The organism is Lysobacter sp. KACC 24251, assembly GCF_057747755.1.
On record NZ_CM173222.1, the window covers coordinates 1,563,393 to 1,582,626 of the forward strand.

Sequence of the window (19,234 nt, forward strand, 5' to 3'; positions counted from 1 at the left end):
GGACACAAGATAGGCGTTCTGACGGGGATGTTAATGCTTCATTACGTCACTGATTGTTCCGGAATAGGAACAACAATGCCCTTGAAATCCGGAAGGCCGTCCCTGGCTTCGACCACGCGGATCAGCTGACGTCCGCCTGCTCGGCGACGATCCGCTCCACCTCGCGCTCGAGCAATTCGGGGTGGATGGCGAACTGATCGCTTTCCAGCAATTCGCGACCGGCTTCGCGCACGCGCACCTGTTCGACCTGCAGCATGCCGCCGTCGCGGAACAGTTCGACGTAGCTGTCCAGCACGCCGGTGAGCGTGCCCTGCGCGGTGTCGGGTGCGGCCAGTACCAGTTGCAGGCCGAGTGAGCGCAGGTAGTGGGTGGTGGCGCGGGCGTTCTGTGCGTCGATCTTGTCGCCGAACTCGTCGAGCATGATCACGCCGATGCCGCCCTGTTGGCCTTCGGCCTTGCCGTAGGCGGCCGCCAATGCGGCGCCCGCAATCACGTACAGGGGGGCGCGGTGCTCGCCGCCGGAGCCCGAGCGCATGCGTTCGCTGAGCGTGCCGATCACGCGATCCTCCTGACGGATGTCCACTTCGAAGTGGAAGAAGCGGCGGTAGTCGTCCAGGGGCGAGGGGCGGGCGGGGCCGGCCTGGTCTTCGATTAGCTCGCGGAAGGCGGCGGGCACCTTGCCCGCGGTGCCGAACAGGTTGTCGCTTTCGCCCACTTCGGCGGCACGCTTGATGAAGGCGTGCAACTCGCGCAACTCGGGCAGCACGTCGTAGCGGAAGCGGTAGCGTTCGTTGTTGGAGAAAGCCGGGCTGCGCGACAGCGTGCGGTTGAGCGTTTCGACCTGGTGGCGCAGGCGGGTGAAATTGTCGTACAGCGCCGAGGCGACGTTGGAGCGGAAGGTGCTGACGGCGGTGGTGTAGGCCTCTTCGGCGGCGGCCTGGTGTTCCACCAGCTCGGTGCCACGCAGGTGGTCGATGTCCTTGCGCAGCAACTTGCCCGCGGCGCGCCAGTCCTGCGGCTCCAGGTCGATGGGCAGGCCGTGGTCCTTGCCGTACTGGGTCAGGCCGCGCCACGCCTCGGGCAGCAGGTTGGCCAGTTCGTGGTCGGCGCCTTGGGCGCGCTTGGCGCACAGGATCAGGCGTTCGACCAGATCGGGTTGTTTCTCGTCCAGCTCGTCGCGGTGGCGTTCGACGAGGTTGGGGTCGACATCGGGATCGGCGAAGGCCTCGATGGCGGCGCGGGCGATGGCCTCGGTCTGGGCGTTGAGTTCGTCCAGTGCGGCGAGGGTGCGTTTGGCCTCCTCCTCGTTGCGGGTGACGGCGCGCAGTTGGTCTTCCACTTGCTGGCGCAGCGTGTCGACGCGAATGCGGCAGGCCTCGGCATGCTCGGTCAGACGCAGCAGGTCGGGGTTGGCGAAGGCAGCCTGGCTTTCGCGCAGGCGGTCGAGGCGATCGACGGCTTCGCGGTGCTCCAGCAGGCGCGTGTGCATGGAGCCGGCCACTTCGTCGGCGTTGCCGAGGCGCGCCAGGGCGGCGGCGCAATCGGCGACGGGGCGGGCCTGGCGCTGCAGGCGCTCGTGCTCGGCGATGGCAGCCTCGAGGTCGCCACGCAGCAGGCGCTGGCGTTCGCGGTCGTTGGCGGCGCCGATGCGCAGTTCGCTGGCGGCCGGCAGGCGCAGGCGCTCGACGCCGCCACCCTTGGCCAGCAGGCCGTCGCGCGACAGGCCGTGGCGGCTCTGGACCACTTCGGCATCGGTGTCGACGCGACGTACGTCGCCCAGTTGGCGGCGCAGGTAGGCGAGGGCGTCGGCATCGTCGCCGTCCAGCAGTGCGGCAACCGCGTCGGACGGCGGCGTGGCAGCGGCATGGCGGCGAGCGTGGCTGGCCAGCGCGAGCTTGGCGCCGTACACCGCGCGGCTGCCGTGCAGGCCGCGCACGAGGCGCACGGCGCGCTCCTCATGTTCCGGCGGCACCAGCAGCGCCTCGACGTGGGTGCGCAGGTAGGCCTCGACGGCGGGCTGCCAGTCGCGGTCGGTGACGCGCACCAGGTCGCAGACGGGGCGGGCGGGGATGCCTTCTTCCTGCAGGTAGTTGAGCAGGCGCAGCACGTCCGGGCGCAGTTCGGCCTTGCCGGCGCCGAGGCGTTCCAGGTTGGCACGCAGCGACCTCACCCGGTCGTGGGCGGCGTCGATGGCGTTGTGCTGGTCGCGGTCGTGGGCGGCGACGGCGCGCACCACGGGTTCGGCCAGGCGCAGCGCTTCGTGCAGGCGGGCGTGGAGGGCTTCGGGATCGGCGGGGATCGCCGCGTCGCTTGGCAGGGAGGCGAGGCTGTCGTACAGCGATTGCCACGGCGCGATGGCGGACTGCAGCAGGCCGGTGTCGAGCGTGGGCAGCTGGAGCCGCGTGGCGGCCTGCAGGAGGTCACGCACCAGCACCGCGTCGCGCATCAGCGACTTCTTCAGCCGCGCAAGCTCCTCGCGATCGCGGGTGGCGAGGCCATCGAAGCTGGATTGTTCGTTGTGCCCCGGCGTGCTTTGCAGGCGCGCCTTGGCCTCGTCCCATTCGGCTTCGGCGGTTCGCAGTCCGCTGCGCGCGCCTTCCAAGGCGCGTTGCGATTGCCGGGACTGGTCGTTGGCCGTCTGCAGGGCCTGTTCGGCGGCATCGACGGCTTCGCCGTGCGCGTCGCGCCGGTATTCGGCGGCGAGGGCGCGGTAGCTGCTGGACCGGGTGGCCAGACTGGCGACCTTGCGGTATTGCGCGTCGACCGCTTCGGCTTCGCCGATGCGGCGTGCCACCTGCTCGATGCGCTCCTTGATCTGGCGGAAGCCGTCCAGCAGGGCGCGGAAGCGGCCGATGTCGGTGGGGCGTTCCTCGGCGACCAAGGTGCGGACGAACAGGTCCACGTCATCGACGCGCTGCAGGTTGAGGGCGTTGCGGAAGGCCTTGCGCCAGGCACCGGCATCCAGATGTGCGGTGGGCGAGGGGCGCAGGCGATGCAGCAGTTCCTTGACGAAGCGGTCGCTGCTGGCGTGCAGGTCGGCGGTGGCGCCGTTGTCCTTGCAGCGGCGCGAGATCAGCTCGCGGAATCTGGCCCATTCCAGTGGCAGTTCGTGGCCATCGACCTGTTCCAGGTGGTCGTCCAGCGCGAGGTCGACGTGCGGGAGCAGGTAGAGGCCGTTGACGCGGTGGTCGGGCTCGTCCGCCGAGGCGCCGAGGGCAATGCCTGCAGTGAGCGGTTCGCCGGTGGCTTCGTCGCGGAACACCAGGCTGATGTAGGTGGTGGCGGTGCGGCGGGCGCGGCCGTCGTCGCCGGTACGGTACACGCCCAGGCAGTAGTCGCGGATGGTGCGGGCGCGGTGGTTGCCGCCAGCCTGCGCGTTGAAGCGGATCTGGTTGCGGTCGCCGCCCAGCAGCACGATCTGCAGGGCATCGAGCAGGGCGCTCTTGCCGGCGCCGTTGGGGGCGATGACGGCGGTGGTGCGGTCCAGTTCCAGGGTCTGGGCCTGGAACAGGAAGAACTGGACGAGGTGGACGCGCTCAAGCAGGAACATGCGAGGCATCTCCGTCGGTCAGTGAGGCATGGGTGGCTGGACCGACAGGGTCGCCCGTTGGGGTCGCGACGGCGGAGGCCTCCGCAGTTACTGGAAACGCTGAATCGGTGCCGATGTCGGTGTCCAGGTCATCGCCGGGTGGGTCGTCATCGGTTTCTGATTCGCCATCGTCGAGATTGTGCTGGTCAAGGCGCTGCAACCACTGCGGCCCGATGATCTCGACAATGGCGGGGCGCACGACGATGCGGAACGGCTGCAGGTCGCCGGGTTCGCATTCCTCCTCGCGGCACAGCGCCCAGCGGCGGGCGGTGCGCAGCAGGTCGCGCAGCGTGCCGATCTCGGGCATGGGGCGGCCGGTCAATGCAGGCCAGGCTTCCTGCAGGTCGGGCAGCTCGACGGTGACTTCGCCATGTTCTTCCACTTCTCCACGGCGCATGGCCTGGTCGTAGCGCTGGCGCAGCACCAGGGCGAGCAGGGTCTCGTTGAGTGATACGGCCACGCCTTCGGCATGCGCGGGTAGGGCGACGATGTAGCGGAAGTGGGCGTTGCGCTCCAGGCGGATGCCCAGCGGTTCCAGCGCGGAGGTGAAGTCGCCCAGCCACGTTTCCACCAGGTGGTAGGCGTTGCGGGAGCGGCGGTCGCTGGCGTACAGCACCTGTTCGGTGACCAGGCGGTACGCGGCGCGCTCGAAGTCCTGCAGGGTGTAGGTGCCGCCGGTTTGCTGGCTCAGGTGGGCCCAGGATCGTTTCATGCAGCGTGTCTCGTGCGGCGCAGGGTAAAGCGCGGGGTGTCGAGGTGGTGGTTGGCGGTGCGAGCGCGGGCGTCGAGTTCGACGTCGAAGCCGCGCAGCATCCGCCGCAAGGGGTCGTCGCGGCGCAGGCCGCCGTTGCGGTGGCCGCGCAGGGCGAGCGTGCTCAGCACCTGGTAGGCGCGCAGGTCGGCGATGCTGTCGATGGCCAGTTCGTCGGAGCTGACGCGCTCGCGCCCGCCGAGGTGGCGGTCCACGTAGCGCGACAGATCTTCCGGCAACACCTGGCGCACCCGCTTCATCTGCCGCAGCAGGTGCATGCGCGCCAGCTGCTCCGGCGTGGGCGGCGTGGTGACGTTGGCGGTGCGCGGGATCGGGCGGGAGCGGTTGCGTGGAGCGCGCAGACGCGACTCTTCCAGCAAAGGGCCCGGCGCGACGGGCAGGCGCAGTTCGTGTTCCGGCGCGGCGAGGGCGCCGCGACAGGCGCGCTGCAGCAGCACGTCGAAACGGTCCGGAGCGCGCAGCCGGTAGTCGAGGAACGCCAGGGCGCGCCGGTTGGCCTGGCGGATGTCTTCGTCCAGACGTTCCAGGTATTCGGCGATGCGGTCGAGTTCCCGCAGGCGGCGCAGGCTGCGTTCCAGACGTCCCGCCGCGCGTTCGGCGTCATGGCCGGGCGTGCGTTCCTGGTACCAGTGGAGCAGGCGATCGCGATGCTCGGAATGCTCGATGTCGCGCACCAAGGCCAGCACTGCGGTGCGGCGGGCCAGCGGATGGTCGGCATTGTGGAGTTGCGCGTAATCGCCGATGAACAGCTCGGTGACGTAGCGCTCGAACAGTTGGCGGGCGAACTGCGCGGTGCTGCCGGCCTTGATCAGTTCGGGCATCAGGTCGCGTACGCGCACGCTGATCGCCGCGACATGCGACAGCAAGCCGCGGGTCTGGTCGGCGGCTTCGTCCAGTGCATCGCCACCTGCATCGTGTTCCACCACCTGGCGCAGCAGGAGTTCCACGGAGCGGATCTTGGCACCGAGGAACGCGGGGCCCCGCTCTGCGAAATCCCACAGCGTCCCCAGCAGCAGGCTGACGGGTTGCATCATGGAGGCCATTTCGCGCACGCCCACGCGCTCCTGGCGAAGCCATCCTGCGGCGCGCAGGCGTTCGTAGATGGCGTTGGCGCGCACCGTCAGCGGCGTATCGGGCGATTCGCCCTCGTCGTCTTCCCATGGATCGTCGCTGAGCAGCCAGCGTTCGATGGCGGCGGTGAGTTCGCGGCGCGGGTAGCCGTCGCTGGGCGGCAGCGGTGCGTCGGGGCCGAAGTACTCCGCATACAGGCGGCCGAGGATGCTCCAGTAATGGAGCCGGTTGGGCGATGCCAGTGGGCCGAAGAGGCCGTCGGGCAGGTGGGCGAACAGTGCGGGCGTTGGGTCTGAGCCGCTCAATCCGGCCTTCCTCGGTGCATCGTGGAGCCCAAATCATATGCCAGCCGACCCGGAAGCCCCGAATTTGACCAAAAAACCGCAAATTTCTCGTCCGGACCGCTTGGCGGCGCGCACTTGTTGCCCTACATTCGCAGTGCCAAGGGGTTACTGGCACCAAACAACCTGTTTTTTTCCGATTCCCATGGGGAACAAGATGGCAACGAAGAAGAAAGCTGCTGCTCCGAAGAAGGCTGCCGCCAAGAAGCCGGCCGCCAAGAAGGCTGCTCCGAAGGCTGCCGCCAAGGCTGCGCCGAAGTCGATCAAGGAAGTGCTGAGCAAGTCGCAGCTCGTGACCCACCTGTCCGAGGCGACGGGCGTGATTGCGAAGGACGTGCGCCAGATCCTGAGCTCGCTCGAAGAGGTCGTGGCTGCCTCCGTCAACAAGAAGGGCGCGGGTGCGTTCACCCTGCCGGGCCTGCTGAAGATCACCGTGGTCAAGGTGCCGGCCAAGCCGAAGCGCAAGGGCATCAACCCGTTCACCAAGGAAGAGCAGTGGTTCGCCGCCAAGCCGGCCACCGTCAAGGTGAAGGTGCGTCCGCTGAAGAAGCTGAAGGACGCCGCGGCCTGATGACCGCTGGAAAGGGCCGGGTTTCCGGCGCTTTCCGAATCCGCGAAACGGCTGCTCCGCAAGGGGCGGCCGTTTTCGTTTATGGCGTTCAGTGGTGGCGCTTAGTGGAAGTCGCGCGAGCCACCGGTGGCCAGCGTGCCAAGCAGCTCGCTGGCATTTTCCATCCGATCGGCGATCAGGTGCTGGACGCCGTCCTGGCGCTCGAGGCGGCCTTCGACCACCAGCAGGCGTGATTCCAGGAACACACGGCGCTGGCGCTCGGCCACCTGCCGCCAGACCACTACGTTGATGGTGCCGTCCTCGTCTTCCAGTGACATGAAAGTGACGCCGCTGGCGGTCTGGGGGCGCTGCCGCAGGGTGACCAGACCGGCGGTGCGCACGCGGCGGCCGTGGGGCAGGGTGTCCAGTTCGGAGGAGCGCTTGCAGCGCCGTGCCGTGAGCGCCTTGCGGATCATTGCCAGCGGATGGCGGCCCAGGGTGGTGCCGGTGGTGGCGTAGTCCAGGGCCAGGTCCTCGCCGGCGGTGGGCATAGGCAGGGCGATGGTGCGCTCGGGCGTGGGGGCGGCCTCGGCGAACAGCGGCAACTGCGGCTCGACGCCAGCGATGGCCCAGCGCGCGCGATGGCGATGACCGGCCAATGCCTTGAGCGCACCCGCATCGGCCAGCAGGCTGCGGTGGCGCTCATCCAGTGCGGCGCGGCGACACAGGTCATCCACGTCGTCGAAGGGACGGCGCAGCCGGGCGGCGTGTACCTGACGCGCGACGGTTTCGGAAAACCCCTGCACCATGCGCAGTCCCAGCCGGATGGCGGGAAACTCCAACGTGCAATCCCACTCGCTGTAGCGCACGTCCACCGGCAGCACGCGGATGCGGTGGCGCCGCGCGTCCTGCAGCAACTGGTCGGCGCTGTAGAAGCCCATCGGCAGGCTGTTGATCAGGCTGCAGGTGAACGCCTCGGGCTCGTGGCACTTGAGCCAGCTGCTGGCATAGGTGAGCAGGGCGAAACTGGCGGCGTGCGACTCGGGGAAGCCGTATTCGCCAAAGCCTTTTATCTGGCTGAAGATGTGCTCAGCGTACTCGCGGGTGAAGCCGTTGCGCAGCATGCCATCGGTGAGCTTCTCCCGATGCGGGTCGAGGCCGCCGCGGCGCTTCCATGCGGCCATGTCCCGGCGCAATTTGTCGGCCTCGCCGCCGGTATAGCCGGCGCCGACGATGGCGAGCTGCATCACCTGCTCCTGGAACAGCGGCACGCCCAGCGTGCGCGCGAACACCTTCTCCAGCTTGGGCGGGTATTCGATGGGCTCCTCGCCCCGACGGCGGCGCAGGTAGGGATGCACCATGTCGCCTTGGATCGGGCCGGGCCGCACGATCGCGACTTCGATCACCAGGTCATAGAAGGTGCGCGGCTGCAGCCGCGGCAGCATCGCCATCTGCGCGCGCGACTCGATCTGGAAAACGCCCACGGTGTCGGCGCGGGAGATCATGTCGTAGGTGGCCTTGTCCTCGGCGGGGATGGTGGCCAGGGTGTAGTCGCCGCGGTCGTGGTGGCGCAGCAGCTCCAGCGTCTTGCGGATGGCGGTGAGCATGCCCAGCGCGAGGCAGTCGACCTTCATCAGCTGCATCGTGTCCAGGTCGTTCTTGTCCCACTGGATGACGGTGCGGTCGTCCATGGCGGCGTTTTCCACCGGCACCAGCGTGCTCAGCGGGTGCTCGGAGATGACGAAGCCGCCGGGGTGCTGGGAGAGGTGGCGGGGGAAGTCGACCAGTTCGGTGGTCAGCGCGACGACGCGCCGCATCAGCGGGGACTCCGGGTCGAAGCCACGCTCGCGCAGGTATTCGGGGATGGGGGCATGGCCGCCCCAGCGGTCCATGGTGGCGGCCAGTTCGTTGACCTGGTCGGGGGGCAGGCCGAGCACCTTGGCCACGTCGCGGATCGCGCTGCGGCCGCGGTAGCTGATGGCCACGGCGGTGAGCGCGGCCCGCTCGCGGCCATAGCGTTGGAACACGTACTGCAGTACTTCCTCGCGGCGCTCGTGCTCGAAGTCGATGTCGATGTCGGGCGGCTCGTTGCGCTCCACCGAGATGAAGCGCTCGATCAGCATGTGCATGCGCACCGGGTCGATGGCGGTCACGCCCAGCGCGTAGCAGACCGCCGAGTTGGCGGCCGAGCCGCGCCCCTGGCAGAGGATGCCGCGGCTGCGGGCGAAGCGGACGATGTCGTGCACGGTAAGGAAATACGACTCGTACTTGAGCTGTGCGATCAACGCGAGTTCGCGATCGAGTTGCGCGAGCGTCGCGGCGTTGGTACCGCCAGGCCAACGCTCGCGGGCGCCCTGTTCGACGAGGTGGCGCAGCCAGGTGGTGGCGGTGTGGCCTTCGGGCACCAGCTCGTGCGGGTATTCGTATTTCAGCTGGTCGAGCTGGAACGTGCAGCGTTCGGCAATGCGCAGGCTTTCGCGCAGCAGTTCGGGAGGGTAAGTGGCGGCCAATGCCTCGCGCGTGCGCAGGTGGCGCTCGCCGTTGGGGAACAGGTGCGCGCCCGCCTCGGCTAGGGTGCAGCGGTGGCGGATGGCGGTGAGGGTGTCCTGCAGGGCGCGGCGACGGCGCACGTGCATGTGCACGTCGCCGGTGGCCACCGCGGGGAGGCCGCAGTGCCGGGCGAGGGCGAGCAGGTGCTGCAGGCGTGCGGCGTCGTCGGGGCCGTGGTGCAGCTCAATGGCCAACCACGCGCGGTCGGGAAAGTGGCCCTGGAGCCACGATGAGGTCTCGGAGGCGGCAACATGCCAGGCTTCAGGGATGGCGCCGTGAGCCGGCATGGTCGCGGAGGTGGTAATGCGCGCTGGCGGGAGGTGGTGCTCCTCGGGCACCCACAGCGCCAACAGTCCCTCCAGGCCGGGGCGTTCGAAGTCCTCGCGCAGCAGGCGGTATTCGCCCTTGGGGGCGCGGCGGCGCGCCGCGGTGATGAGCCCGCAGAGCGCGGTGTAGCCGGCCTGCGTGGCCACCAGCAGCACCAGCTTCGGCCCGTCCTCCACCCGCACCTCGCTGCCCACGATGAGGGGGAGACCGGTCTCCCGCGAGGCTTCCAGCGCACGCACGATGCCGGCGAGGCTGCATTCGTCGGTGATGGCCAGTGCGCGGTAGCCCAGCGTCTGGGCACGCTCGAACAGCTCCTTCGCCACCGAGGCGCCGCGCTGGAAACTGAAAGCGGACAGGCAGTGCAGCTCCGCGTAGTCGGGCCAGGCCTGCGCTTCGACCGCCTGCACGGTGGCATCGGCGGTGAACGCGCGGGGCGGTGGCAGCAGGCCCGGCGTCATGCGAACCACCCATGCAGCGTCCACGGCCCATGCGTGCCCGCCGGGCACCACGCCCAGGCGCGCTGCCCCTGTGCGGTTTCGACGAGGTAGTAGTCGCGGCGGGTGTCCTCGTCGTCCCACCAGCCTGATTCGATCCGTTCGGGGCCGGCGAGCAGGCGCAGGCCGTGGTCGGGCAACGACTGCGGTTCGGATAGCAGCCAGCCGGGGCGGAGGCAGGGGCGCGGGACGCGGGGGGGCCTCGCAGCTGCATCGTCACCCTCCAACCGCCGCCACGCCCGTTCGGGGCGATGGTCGGCCTGCACCGCCAGGCCATGCACGGCGCCATCGCCTAAGCGTGCGCGCAGGCGTTCGCGCAGTTGCAGCCACGGCACGGCCTGTTGCGGCCGCGGGTCGAAGAGATCGCGGCGGGCGGGCACGAACGGTGGAAGTTCGCGCGCCAGCAGACGCAGGCCGCGGACCGATGCGGGCACACGCGCCTGCTCCAGGCGGCCGCGCGCCAGTTCAAACAGCACCGGTGCTTCGCGCTCGGCGGTCAGCAGGCCTACCACCACCTCGCTGTCGGTACGCCGGTCGTGCTCCAGTCGCAGCACGAAGCGCTGCACGCCGCCGTCGCGCCCGGCCAGGAACGCGGCGAGGTCGGCGGTCAGCCGGCGCAGCGGGAACAGCAACGCCTGGCTGGATTCGACCTCCTGCTCCAGCTCGATGCGCGCATCGAAGCGGTCGGGTGGTCGGTAATAGTGCAAAGGCGCCTCATGCAGGCCGCGCAGTGTGTCCAGCCAGGGCAGCAGGTCCTTGGGGAAGCGCCGCGCCAGCCCATCGCGGGGCAGGGCGAACACTTGTTGCAGCCGCCGCAGTCCCATCCGCGAGAACGCGGTGGCCACGTCGTGGTCCAGGCCGGCGCGTTCGACCGGAATGCGCCCCAAGCCGTTGACCAGGGCCTCCTGGTCCAAGGCCAGCCCATCACCCACGTTGGCCAGCACACGGGCGGCCTGCGGGTTGGGTGCCACGGTGATGCGATGGCGGATGCCGAGTGCGCAAAGTTCCTCGCGCAGGCGGGCTTCAAACCGCGACCACGGCCCGAACAGTTTCAGGCTGCCGCCCACTTCCAGCACGATGGCGTGCGGCAGGTCGGTGCTGACCTGCGAGCTGAAGCCATAGGCCCACGCCGCCAGCAGCCGGCGCAGGCGCTCGGTGGCTTCGGGGTCATGTTCGACGGTGGCGAAGCCGCTGCACAGCGCCTGCGCCGCGGCCCAGCCCATGCCCGCCCGCAGGCCCAGGGCCTTGGCCGCCGGGTTCACGGCATGCAACACGCGCCGCTGCATCGGCCCGGTGACCAGCGCCAGCGGTTCGTTCGGCGCGGGGTGGCGACGGAGGACGCCATCCAGCGCCAGTTGCGGCAGCAGCAGACAAGCCCAGTGCATGTGCGCCTGCCATCAATGCGCGACGCGCAGGGGAATGGGGTGCGCCGGCACGGCACCGCCGCGGCATTTGAGCACGTGCACACGGCAGGGCCCGCCATCGGGCAAGCCGCCTTCCAGCAGCAGGCGCAGCGCGGCGGGCGAGGGGTTGCGGGCCGCCTGCGGATCGCGGAAGGCGAAGCCCAGGCACTGCCCGGTCTCGGCGGCCACCTGCAGGCGGCGCAGGGCACGGTCGTTGGCGTTTTCCGGCCAGCACAGCACCGCCGCGCAGGCGGCCGAACGCAGGCACTGCTCGGCGGCCCACAGCGCATCGCGGCCTTCGCAGCGCACCACCTGCAAGTTGGGCAGGTGCACGCCCGCCGCCTGCCACGCGGGGGCATAGGGCAACCACGGCGGTGCGATCACCGCAATGACCCGGCCATCTGCCGCTTGCATGGGCCCTGTGGCGTGGCGCTTGCCCATGCCCTTGCGTGATGCCTTTCCATTACCCAGCGCCGCAGTGTTTTCCCCGCTTGCCGGCGCCGACAGCCGCGCCAGCGTGGGCCACAGCAGTTGCAACTCGCCCACGCCCGGTGCGGGCAGCAGCAGTTCGGTCAATGCCGCCTCCGGCCAGCCGCCACTGGGCAGCGCCGCGTCCAGCGCGGCATGGCCGGTGGGGCAGGTGGACGATGGGGGCGCATGCGATTGCCCGCGCCAGATACGGCGGGCATCCAACAGGGCTTCCAGGGGCATCACCGCGCCCACGGTCACCCCTGGCGCACCAGGCCGCAGTAGATGCCTTCAATGGCGAAGTCGGCGCCGGGCGGCACCTCGATGGGGGTGTAGTCGGGGTTGCGCGGCAGCAGGCGCAGGTGTCCGGTGCGCATTTCCAGTCGCTTGATGGTGATCTCGCCGTCGATCCGCGCCACCACCACCTGGCCGTTGCGCGCCTCGCTGGTCCGGTGCACGGCCACCAGGTCGCCGTCGAAGATACCGTCCTCGCGCATCGAGTCCCCCTTCACCCGCAGCAGGTAGTCGGGGGTAGGGGAGAACAGCACCCGGTCGATCAGGATCTCCGCGTCGCTGCCGATGTCGGCGCCAATGGGCACACCCGCCGCGACCTGGCCCAGTACCGGCAGGCGCAGCTGTTCCGGGCGACCGCGTCGGCGCGGGCGCCGTTCCACCAGCCGGATACCTCGCGCCTGGCCGGGCACGCGCTCAATGGCGCCGGCGTCTTCCAGTGCCTTGAGGTGGTAGCCGGCCGACTTGTTCTGGCGGAAACCGAAGGCCGCGGCGATCTCCAGCTGGCTGGGCGGCACGCCGTCGGCCTCCACCCGCTGGCGGATGAAGTCGAGGATGGCGCGTTGGGTGTCGGTCAGGCTCATGTGACTAATATTAGTCATAACCGGGTGTGACTGGGTGAACGGGGCCCAGGTCAGCCCAGCCTGCCGACCGGCGGTCTCACGGGATGCGACGCCGCGTCATTCCCCCTGGTGTCGGCACCCCGGAATGCATCAGCGATCGTCTACCGCCTTGCGCCCTTGAGCAGGGTTGTCGGTAAAGAAACCATCGATGCCGGCCACCAGGTAGGCCCGGATCTCGGCAATCGAGCCATCCGGATTGACGGTGCGCGGATCCCCACCCCGCCACAGCGCAGGCGGCAGGAAGTGGTTCTCAGGGCGGAAGGTATACGGCTGCACCTGCAGACCCACGGCATGGGCGTCGCGCACCAGTGAGGTCGGCGTTCCCAACGCCCCCTCCGCCGTGACGGGAATGACCGCACGCGACGGCGGGCCGAGCACCTGCGCATACTCCGCGACCGCCTGCAGGCCCGCGGGCGTCATCATCTGGCCGTAGCTCAGCCGGCAGCCACTCGCTTCCACCTGATCCACGGGACACTTGCCCGGCGCACCGAGCAGTTGCAGTAGGCGGATATTGGGTCGCCCCGCGAGGCGTTCGTGCAGGTAGCGCAGGTTGCCTACTTCGAACGACTGGATCACCACTGGCGCGGTGCGGGTGTAAGGGTGCGCCGCAAGGCGCTCCAACACGCGGTCTTCCATTGCCAGTCCCAGCCGCTGGAAATGGGTGGGGTGCTTGATCTCGGGAATCAGGCCAATGGTCCGTCCCACGCGCGCGGACTCGCTGGCAGCCAGCGCGATGACTTCATCCAGCGTCGCGATCGGGTACAGGCCGTCGTGGGCGGTGGAGCGCAGGACGGGAAAGCGCTCCTGGGTGCGCAGCGTCTTCAGCTCGGCCAAGGTGAAATCCTCGGTGAACCAGCCCTCCACTGGGGTGCCGTCGATGACCTGCCGACGACGGCGATCGGCGAACTCCTTTCGCGCTGCCACGTCGGTGGTCCGGCTGATTTCACTCTCGTGGCGTGCCACCAGCACGCCGTCACGGGTGATCACCAGATCCGGTTCGATGTAATCCGCGCCATCGGCGATGGCCTGCGCGTACGCCGCCAGCGTGTGCTCCGGCCGCAGGGCGCTGGCCCCGCGGTGGGCGATCACGACCACGGGGTTGGCCAGGGGTGTGTCGCCGGGTTGGGCGCATACGGGAGGTTGGGGGAGGGACATCAGGCCTACGGTCAGAAGGATGGACACCATGGCGGTCTTGCGACCGGAAACCGCGATTGCGGCATGGGATATCGCGACGCCGGACTCGCCCGGAAGCCGCCCTAGCGTCGAAACTGCGTCTTGCCGGAGTGTGTCGCAATGGCAGCGCAAAACCCAGCCAGTACCGGCCCGATTAACCGCAAATACGGAACGTAACGTCGTTCCGTGCGGCATTTGTTGCGCGCAGGTGCGCTCATACACTGATTCCAACACGCCGGCCCTCGGGCCGGTCAATTGGAGTAAGGCCCCCATGAACACCGCCCCGTCCCTGTTTGTCTCCCACGGCTCGCCCATGTTCGCAGTCGAGCCCGGCCAGCTGGGTCCACGCCTTCGCACCCTCGGCGAGGCATTGCACGATGTGCGCGCCGTGCTGGTGGTATCGCCCCACTGGCAGACGCGCGGCGTGCGGGTGATGGCGAGCGCTCGCCCAGAGACCATCCACGACTTCGGCGGCTTCCCGTCCGTGCTGTACACGCTGCGCTATGACGTGGACGGGGCGCCGGAACTGGCGACGCAGGCGACCAAGCTGCTGGCCGATGCCGGTTTCGAGGTCGCGATCGACGAACAACGGGGCCTCGACCACGGCGCGTGGGTGCCGATGCGACACCTGCGGCCGCAAGGCGACCTGCCGGTGTTCCAGGTGTCGCTGCCGCATGACATCGATGCGGCAGGCGCGTTGCGCCTGGGCGCCGCACTGGCGCCCTTGCGCGAACAGGGCGTGCTCATCGTGGGCTCGGGCAGCATGACCCACAACCTGTACGAGTTCCGCCAGCACATCCAGGACCCCGAGTACGCGCAACAGTTTGCCGACTGGGTGCAGGCGGCCGTTGTACGCCATGACGTGGAAGGCCTCGTGGATTACCGCCGCCGCGCCCCGCATGCGCAACGCGCCCACCCCACCGAGGAACACTACCTGCCGCTACTGGTGGCGCTGGGAGCCAGCCGCCCCGACGACGCCGCACAGTTCATCGAGGGCGGCATGACCTACGGCGTGCTGTCGATGGATTCCTACCTTTGGGCCGGCACCGCCGCACCCGCGACGGCGCTGTGAGGCGGGCCGCGATGGCGATGAGCGAACTGATGCGCGATGCAGTTACGGGCTTGGCGTGGCGGGTGGCAGAGCCCGTGCCCACCACGCCGACCTCGCTGCTGATCCTGCTGCACGGCGTGGGCGGCAATGAAGCGCAACTCGCCGAGTTGGCCCGCACTGCCGGCCGCGATGTATTGGTGGTGCTGCCACAGGGGCGGCTCGCGTTCGGCCCGGGGCAGTTCGGATGGTTCCGCGTTGCCTTCACCCCCAGTGGGCCGCAGATCGTGCCGGAGGAGGCCGAGGCCAGTCGCCTCGCATTGATCCAATGGATTTCAGCCCTGCAACGCCAGCACGACATTCCGCCCTCGCGCACCGTCGTCGCGGGATTCAGCCAGGGCGGCATCATGAGTGCCAGCGTGGCGCTGACTGCACCCGAATCCGTCGCCGGCTTCGGTGTGCTTGCCGGCCGCATCCTGCCGGAACTGGAGGCCCCGCTTGCTGCGTCAGAGCGGCTTCGGAACCTTCACGGATTCATCGGTCATGGGCTCCACGACAGCAAGCTGCCCGTGACGTGGGCCGCGCGTGCGGATGCGTGGCTTACCCAGTTGGGCGTGGCCCACACCACGCGCCTGTATCCCGTCGATCACACCCTCAGTGCCGAAATGCGCGCCGACTTCGAAGCCTGGTACCGGCCGTTGCTGGCCCCGGCCTCGTAACTTCGCGCCCGCGTAACCGTGCAAGCGCCGAATGCGACCCACTGCGCAAGTGCGGCAGCGGTCCGCCTTCGCAGTTCACGCGCTGTGACCCCCATCGCAGACATCCGGCAATTGCAGGCGTTTGATTGCCGCAGGGGGAACAGGGGGCGGCACCATGAGTACACATAGAACCCGTCGCGGCGACCGGGTGGAGCGCGTATTGCGCAGCCTGCTGGGGTTGGCGCTGCTCGCGGCCGTGGTATGGGCGTGGGTCAATGGCGGACCAGCGAACCCGTCGGGCTTCGCCGGCCACTTCATGCCCTGAGCACGCCGCGCCCGCGCCGATCAGTCGGCGGGGCTCCGCAGGTCGCTGACGATACGGCCGGCGTCACGCATCTCGTGCTCGTGCGCCTCGTCGCGCCAGGTCTCGGCCAGCGCGGCTTCGTACCACGCCTTCATCGCGGGCAAGGCGAGCAGGCGTGACGCATAGTCCAGCGACGACTGCGAGAGCGGCAGCGTGTAGGTCTGGATGCGGAAGGCCACAGGTGCGTAGAACGCGTCCACCGCGGTGAAGTCCGCCCCAGCCAGGAACGGCCCGCCGAAACGCGTCAGTCCTTCGTTCCACAGGGCATCGATGCGCGCCAGGTCGGCCAGCGTGGCCGGCGTGATCGCGTCCAGCGCCACGCGCACACCGCAGTTCATCGTGCACTGCGTGCGCAGGCTGCGGAAACCCGCATGCATTTCAGCCGCAGCACACCGGGCCCACGCACGAGCCACGCCATCGGCTGGCCACACCGCGGGGTGGCTTTCGGCCAGATATTCGGTGATGGCCAGGGAGTCCCACACCGAACGTCCACCGTGGACCAGGCAGGGCACCTGGCCGCTGGGCGAGAACGAGCGGAACGGGTTGGGCGCGCCTGCGGCGGCAAAGGGAGTCAACGATTCTTCGAACGGGATGCCCAGCACCTGCATCAGCACCCAAGGGCGCAGCGACCACGAGGAGTAGTTCTTGTTGGCGATGTGCAGTCGATACATGCGTTGGTCCGGGAGGCTGGAATGCGGCCAGTATGGCGTCGCCTGCCTCGGCGCGAACATAGCCTTTTGAATGATCACTAATTTGGAACAATAGGTGTCATTCCGCCCACTTTATCCTGCGTTCGTCATCTTCGACACTGTGCTCCGTCAGCCGAAGCACCCGCTTCGCCCACCCCCTACGGAGGTCCGCCATGATCACCCTGCGCCCTGCCAACGAACGCGGCCACGCCAACCACGGCTGGCTGGATTCATGGCACAGCTTTTCCTTCGCCGGCTACCACGACCCGCGCCACGTGCACTGGGGCCCGCTGCGCGTCATCAACGAGGACCGCGTGCAGGCGGGGCAGGGCTTCGGCACCCATCCGCACCAGGACATGGAGATCATCAGCTACGTGCTCGATGGCGCGTTGGCCCACCGGGACTCCATGGGCAATGGCACTGCCATCGTGCCCGGCGAAGTGCAGCGCATGAGCGCCGGCACCGGCATCACCCACTCCGAGTACAACCACGACCAGCAGGGCACCACCCATTTCCTGCAGATCTGGATCATTCCCTCGGTGCGCGGCATCAAGCCCGGCTACGAGCAGAAAGCCTACCCGGAAGCGGAGAAGCGCGGTCGCCTGCGGCTGGTCGCCAGCCCAGACGGCAGCGACGGCTCCGTGACCGTCCACCAGGATGCGCGCATGTACGCAGGCCTGTTGGATGCGGGCGAAAGCGCCACGCTGGAACTCGCGCAGGGTCGCCTGGCGTATGTGTTCGTTGCGCGCGGCAAGGCGGTGGTCAACGGGCACGCGGTGTCGGCCGGCGACGCACTGCTGTACGCCGAAGAGAATCGCGTGGAAGTGGAGCAGGGCAGCGGCGCCGAGCTGCTGGTGTTCGATCTGCCGCGCGTACCGTGATCCGGAGCCAGCCATGGACCTGAAGAACCGCTCCGGTCGCTGGGGCAGCGTGAGCCAGCTGCTGCACTGGGCCATCCTGGCCTTGCTGGTGTGGATCGCGTGGTTGGGGTTGGGCATGGTCGACATGCCCAACACCCCCGCCAAGATCGGCAGCTATGCGCTACACAAATCACTGGGCCTGACGCTGCTCGCGCTGGTGGCGGCGCGGTTGGCCTGGCGACTGTATGCGGGGGCTCCGGCGCCAGTGACCGGCACGCCCAGCTGGCAGGCACGCATCGCCTCACTCACGCACGTGGCCCTGTATGGCCTGTTGTTCGCCATTCCGCTCAGTGGCTGGCTGTTCAACTCCGCTTCGGGGTACCCGCTGCAATGGTTCAAGCGGTTCAACCTGCCTGCGCTGAGCGGGCGCGACCAGGGTCTGGCCGATGTGGCCGGAACCCTTCACGAATACGGCTTCTGGTTGCTGGTGGCACTCGTCGCGCTGCACGCCGCCGCGGCCCTGTACCACCACGTCGTCCAGCGCGACGACACGCTTACCCGGATGCTGCCCGCGCTGCCGCGGCGCACCCAGACCGCCCCTTCCGAATCGGAGTCCTGAAATGACCTTCAAGCCATTCCTGCTGTCACTGACCGTCGCTGCCGCATCGACGGTCGCCGCGCCCGCCAATGCCGCTGACTACGTCCAGGCTTCCGGCGCGCTCAGCTTTGCCAGCCAGTACCAGGGCGAGGTGTTTACCGGCCAGTTCCCGGGCTTTCGCACCAAGCTGAGCTTCGACCCGTCCGTACCGAAGGCCGCCAAGCTCGACGTGCTCATTCCCCTAGCCGGCGCCAGCACCCAGAACAGCGAGCGTGACAGCACGCTGCGGAGCTCGGACTTTTTGAGCGTGGGCAAGTTCGCGCAGGCCCGCTATACGGCCAACGGTTTCCGCAGCCTGGGCGGCAACAAGTACGCCGCCGACGGCACGCTGACCCTGCGCGGTGTCAGCCGCCCGGCCACGCTGACCTTCACCTGGACGCCGGGCGCCAAGCCAGTGCTTACCGGCAAAGCCACCGTGAAACGCCTGGACTTTGGTGTGGGCGGCGGCGACTGGGCCGACACCAGCATCATTCCCAACGAGGTGGCGATCTCCACTCGCGTGACGTTTGCACCAAAGTCCTGAGTCCGCCGGGAGTCGGTACGACGCTGCCGGTCACTAGGCCGGCGGCGTTGGCCCGAAGTGGGTGGCAGTGCCCGGTGCCTCGGTTCACGGCAGCGTAACCGCTGCGGCAGCCACACTGAGCGCCCTTTCATTACCGCGCGCAGGTGTCTGTATGACCCACTACAAGGTTGGATACCTGATCGGCAGCCTCGCCAAGGGTTCGATCAACCGGCAACTTGCCAATGCGCTGATCCGGCTGGCGCCGAAGGAGCTGGAGTTCCACGAGATCTCCTTCAAGGATCTGCCGCTCTACAGCTACGACTACGACGCCGACTACCCGCCCGAGGGCAAGGCGTTCAAGCAGGCCATCGAGGACTCTGATGCCGTCCTGTTCGTAACGCCCGAGTACAACCGATCCATTCCGGGCGGATTGAAGAATGCGATCGATTGGGCCAGTCGCCCGTGGGGCACCAACTCCTTCGCCCGCAAACCGTCGGGGGTGATCGGCACTTCTCCCGGCGCCATTGGCACCGCGGTCGCGCAGCAACAACTGCGCAGCGTACTGAGCTTCTGCAACTCGCCGCAGATGAATGCCCCCGAGGCCTACATCCAGTTCAAGCCCGGCCTAATCACGCCCGAAGGCGAGGTGACCGATGCCTCGACCGAGGAATTCCTGCGCAACTACATGTCGGAGTTCCACCAGTTTGTGCGCCGGGTGCTGACGGTACTGCCACGCAAGGGGTAAGGTCGGCCTACCCACCCC

Annotated in this window: 17 protein-coding genes; 8 read left to right on the forward strand and 9 right to left on the reverse strand. The window is 68.6% G+C overall.

Annotation, left to right across the window (positions count from 1 at the left end; all coding sequences use genetic code 11):
* Positions 1–121: 121 nt before the first annotated feature.
* From AC3ARF_RS07375 to AC3ARF_RS07385, 3 genes are read right to left on the reverse strand one after another with little or no spacing between them, the layout of a single operon-like run.
* Positions 122–3,550, reverse strand: coding sequence for an SbcC/MukB-like Walker B domain-containing protein (locus AC3ARF_RS07375; protein ID WP_498931684.1), 3,429 nt, complete (start codon positions 3,548–3,550; stop codon positions 122–124).
* Complete coding sequence (locus tag AC3ARF_RS07380) at positions 3,537–4,301, reverse strand: DUF4194 domain-containing protein (RefSeq protein WP_498931686.1); 765 nt, start codon at positions 4,299–4,301, stop codon at positions 3,537–3,539. Before AC3ARF_RS07380 ends, AC3ARF_RS07375 begins: the two co-directional genes overlap by 14 nt.
* Complete coding sequence (locus AC3ARF_RS07385; protein WP_498931688.1) at positions 4,298–5,737, reverse strand: Wadjet anti-phage system protein JetA family protein; 1,440 nt, start codon at positions 5,735–5,737, stop codon at positions 4,298–4,300. Before AC3ARF_RS07385 ends, AC3ARF_RS07380 begins: the two co-directional genes overlap by 4 nt.
* A gap of 193 nt (positions 5,738–5,930) precedes the next feature.
* On the opposite strand from AC3ARF_RS07385, the gene AC3ARF_RS07390 reads away from it, so the two are divergent.
* A complete protein-coding gene (locus tag AC3ARF_RS07390) occupies positions 5,931–6,344 on the forward strand; it encodes an HU family DNA-binding protein (RefSeq protein ID WP_498931689.1) in 414 nt (137 codons plus the stop codon).
* 101 nt (positions 6,345–6,445) lie between these two features.
* Here the strand turns inward: AC3ARF_RS07390 and AC3ARF_RS07395 are convergent, their stop codons facing one another.
* The 5 genes from AC3ARF_RS07395 to AC3ARF_RS07415 form a co-directional block, all read right to left on the reverse strand.
* Positions 6,446–9,658: an error-prone DNA polymerase gene (locus tag AC3ARF_RS07395; RefSeq protein WP_498931691.1), complete on the reverse strand. Its 3,213-nt coding sequence runs from the start codon at positions 9,656–9,658 to the stop codon at positions 6,446–6,448.
* Positions 9,655–11,079, reverse strand: a complete 1,425-nt coding sequence (locus AC3ARF_RS07400; RefSeq protein WP_498931693.1) for a Y-family DNA polymerase — start codon at positions 11,077–11,079, stop codon at positions 9,655–9,657. The genes AC3ARF_RS07395 and AC3ARF_RS07400 overlap by 4 nt, the downstream gene beginning before the upstream one ends.
* Positions 11,080–11,091: 12 nt before the next feature.
* Positions 11,092–11,808 (reverse strand): translesion DNA synthesis-associated protein ImuA, encoded by a 717-nt coding sequence (locus tag AC3ARF_RS07405; protein ID WP_498931695.1) that lies wholly within the window; start codon positions 11,806–11,808, stop codon positions 11,092–11,094.
* Positions 11,809–11,822: 14 nt separating this feature from the next.
* A complete protein-coding gene (gene lexA / locus AC3ARF_RS07410) occupies positions 11,823–12,440 on the reverse strand; it encodes a transcriptional repressor LexA (protein ID WP_498931697.1) in 618 nt (205 codons plus the stop codon).
* A gap of 129 nt (positions 12,441–12,569) precedes the next feature.
* Positions 12,570–13,664 (reverse strand): glycerophosphodiester phosphodiesterase, encoded by a 1,095-nt coding sequence (locus AC3ARF_RS07415; RefSeq protein ID WP_498931699.1) that lies wholly within the window; start codon positions 13,662–13,664, stop codon positions 12,570–12,572.
* Between the two features lie 259 nt (positions 13,665–13,923).
* Here AC3ARF_RS07415 and AC3ARF_RS07420 point away from each other — a divergent pair, with 259 nt between their 5' ends.
* The 3 genes from AC3ARF_RS07420 to AC3ARF_RS07430 all read left to right on the forward strand — a co-directional run bounded on the left by AC3ARF_RS07420 (position 13,924) and on the right by AC3ARF_RS07430 (position 15,723).
* Positions 13,924–14,724, forward strand: a complete 801-nt coding sequence (locus AC3ARF_RS07420) for a dioxygenase family protein (RefSeq protein ID WP_498931701.1) — start codon at positions 13,924–13,926, stop codon at positions 14,722–14,724.
* Between the two features lie 17 nt (positions 14,725–14,741).
* Positions 14,742–15,419 carry an alpha/beta hydrolase gene (locus AC3ARF_RS07425; RefSeq protein WP_498931703.1) on the forward strand — a complete coding sequence of 226 codons (678 nt, stop codon included), beginning with the start codon at positions 14,742–14,744 and terminating at the stop codon, positions 15,417–15,419.
* A 154-nt stretch (positions 15,420–15,573) separates the two neighbouring features.
* Entirely contained in the window at positions 15,574–15,723 is a 150-nt protein-coding gene (locus AC3ARF_RS07430) for a hypothetical protein (RefSeq protein ID WP_498931705.1), read from the forward strand.
* A gap of 20 nt (positions 15,724–15,743) precedes the next feature.
* On the opposite strand, the gene AC3ARF_RS07435 is transcribed toward AC3ARF_RS07430, so the two are convergent.
* The gene (locus tag AC3ARF_RS07435; RefSeq protein WP_498931707.1) at positions 15,744–16,433 is read right to left on the reverse strand and encodes a glutathione S-transferase family protein; all 690 of its coding nucleotides are present in this window, start codon (positions 16,431–16,433) and stop codon (positions 15,744–15,746) included.
* 191 nt (positions 16,434–16,624) lie between these two features.
* Here AC3ARF_RS07435 and AC3ARF_RS07440 point away from each other — a divergent pair, with 191 nt between their 5' ends.
* The 4 genes from AC3ARF_RS07440 to AC3ARF_RS07455 all read left to right on the forward strand — a co-directional run bounded on the left by AC3ARF_RS07440 (position 16,625) and on the right by AC3ARF_RS07455 (position 19,216).
* A complete protein-coding gene (locus AC3ARF_RS07440; RefSeq protein WP_498931709.1) occupies positions 16,625–17,332 on the forward strand; it encodes a pirin family protein in 708 nt (235 codons plus the stop codon).
* 13 nt (positions 17,333–17,345) lie between these two features.
* A complete protein-coding gene (locus tag AC3ARF_RS07445; protein WP_498931710.1) occupies positions 17,346–17,930 on the forward strand; it encodes a cytochrome b in 585 nt (194 codons plus the stop codon).
* A gap of 1 nt (position 17,931) precedes the next feature.
* Positions 17,932–18,492: a YceI family protein gene (locus AC3ARF_RS07450; RefSeq protein ID WP_498931712.1), complete on the forward strand. Its 561-nt coding sequence runs from the start codon at positions 17,932–17,934 to the stop codon at positions 18,490–18,492.
* A gap of 151 nt (positions 18,493–18,643) precedes the next feature.
* On the forward strand, positions 18,644–19,216 hold the full coding sequence (locus AC3ARF_RS07455; protein ID WP_498931713.1) for an NADPH-dependent FMN reductase: 573 nt from the start codon (positions 18,644–18,646) through the stop codon (positions 19,214–19,216).
* Positions 19,217–19,234: the final 18 nt, after the last annotated feature.

Coding starts and splice junctions, on each gene's coding strand:
- AC3ARF_RS07380 (WP_498931686.1), bottom strand. CDS start 4,301: ATGAAACGATCCTGGGCCCACCTGAGCCAGCAAACCGGCGGCACCTAC.
- AC3ARF_RS07415 (WP_498931699.1), bottom strand. CDS start 13,664: ATGGTGTCCATCCTTCTGACCGTAGGCCTGATGTCCCTCCCCCAACCT.
- AC3ARF_RS07440 (WP_498931709.1), top strand. CDS start 16,625: ATGATCACCCTGCGCCCTGCCAACGAACGCGGCCACGCCAACCACGGC.
- AC3ARF_RS07430 (WP_498931705.1), top strand. CDS start 15,574: ATGAGTACACATAGAACCCGTCGCGGCGACCGGGTGGAGCGCGTATTG.
- AC3ARF_RS07435 (WP_498931707.1), bottom strand. CDS start 16,433: ATGTATCGACTGCACATCGCCAACAAGAACTACTCCTCGTGGTCGCTG.
- AC3ARF_RS07390 (WP_498931689.1), top strand. CDS start 5,931: ATGGCAACGAAGAAGAAAGCTGCTGCTCCGAAGAAGGCTGCCGCCAAG.
- lexA (WP_498931697.1), bottom strand. CDS start 12,440: ATGAGCCTGACCGACACCCAACGCGCCATCCTCGACTTCATCCGCCAG.
- AC3ARF_RS07420 (WP_498931701.1), top strand. CDS start 13,924: ATGAACACCGCCCCGTCCCTGTTTGTCTCCCACGGCTCGCCCATGTTC.
- AC3ARF_RS07445 (WP_498931710.1), top strand. CDS start 17,346: ATGGACCTGAAGAACCGCTCCGGTCGCTGGGGCAGCGTGAGCCAGCTG.
- AC3ARF_RS07395 (WP_498931691.1), bottom strand. CDS start 9,658: ATGACGCCGGGCCTGCTGCCACCGCCCCGCGCGTTCACCGCCGATGCC.
- AC3ARF_RS07400 (WP_498931693.1), bottom strand. CDS start 11,079: ATGCACTGGGCTTGTCTGCTGCTGCCGCAACTGGCGCTGGATGGCGTC.
- AC3ARF_RS07425 (WP_498931703.1), top strand. CDS start 14,742: ATGAGCGAACTGATGCGCGATGCAGTTACGGGCTTGGCGTGGCGGGTG.
- AC3ARF_RS07405 (WP_498931695.1), bottom strand. CDS start 11,808: ATGCCCCTGGAAGCCCTGTTGGATGCCCGCCGTATCTGGCGCGGGCAA.
- AC3ARF_RS07375 (WP_498931684.1), bottom strand. CDS start 3,550: ATGTTCCTGCTTGAGCGCGTCCACCTCGTCCAGTTCTTCCTGTTCCAG.
- AC3ARF_RS07455 (WP_498931713.1), top strand. CDS start 18,644: ATGACCCACTACAAGGTTGGATACCTGATCGGCAGCCTCGCCAAGGGT.
- AC3ARF_RS07450 (WP_498931712.1), top strand. CDS start 17,932: ATGACCTTCAAGCCATTCCTGCTGTCACTGACCGTCGCTGCCGCATCG.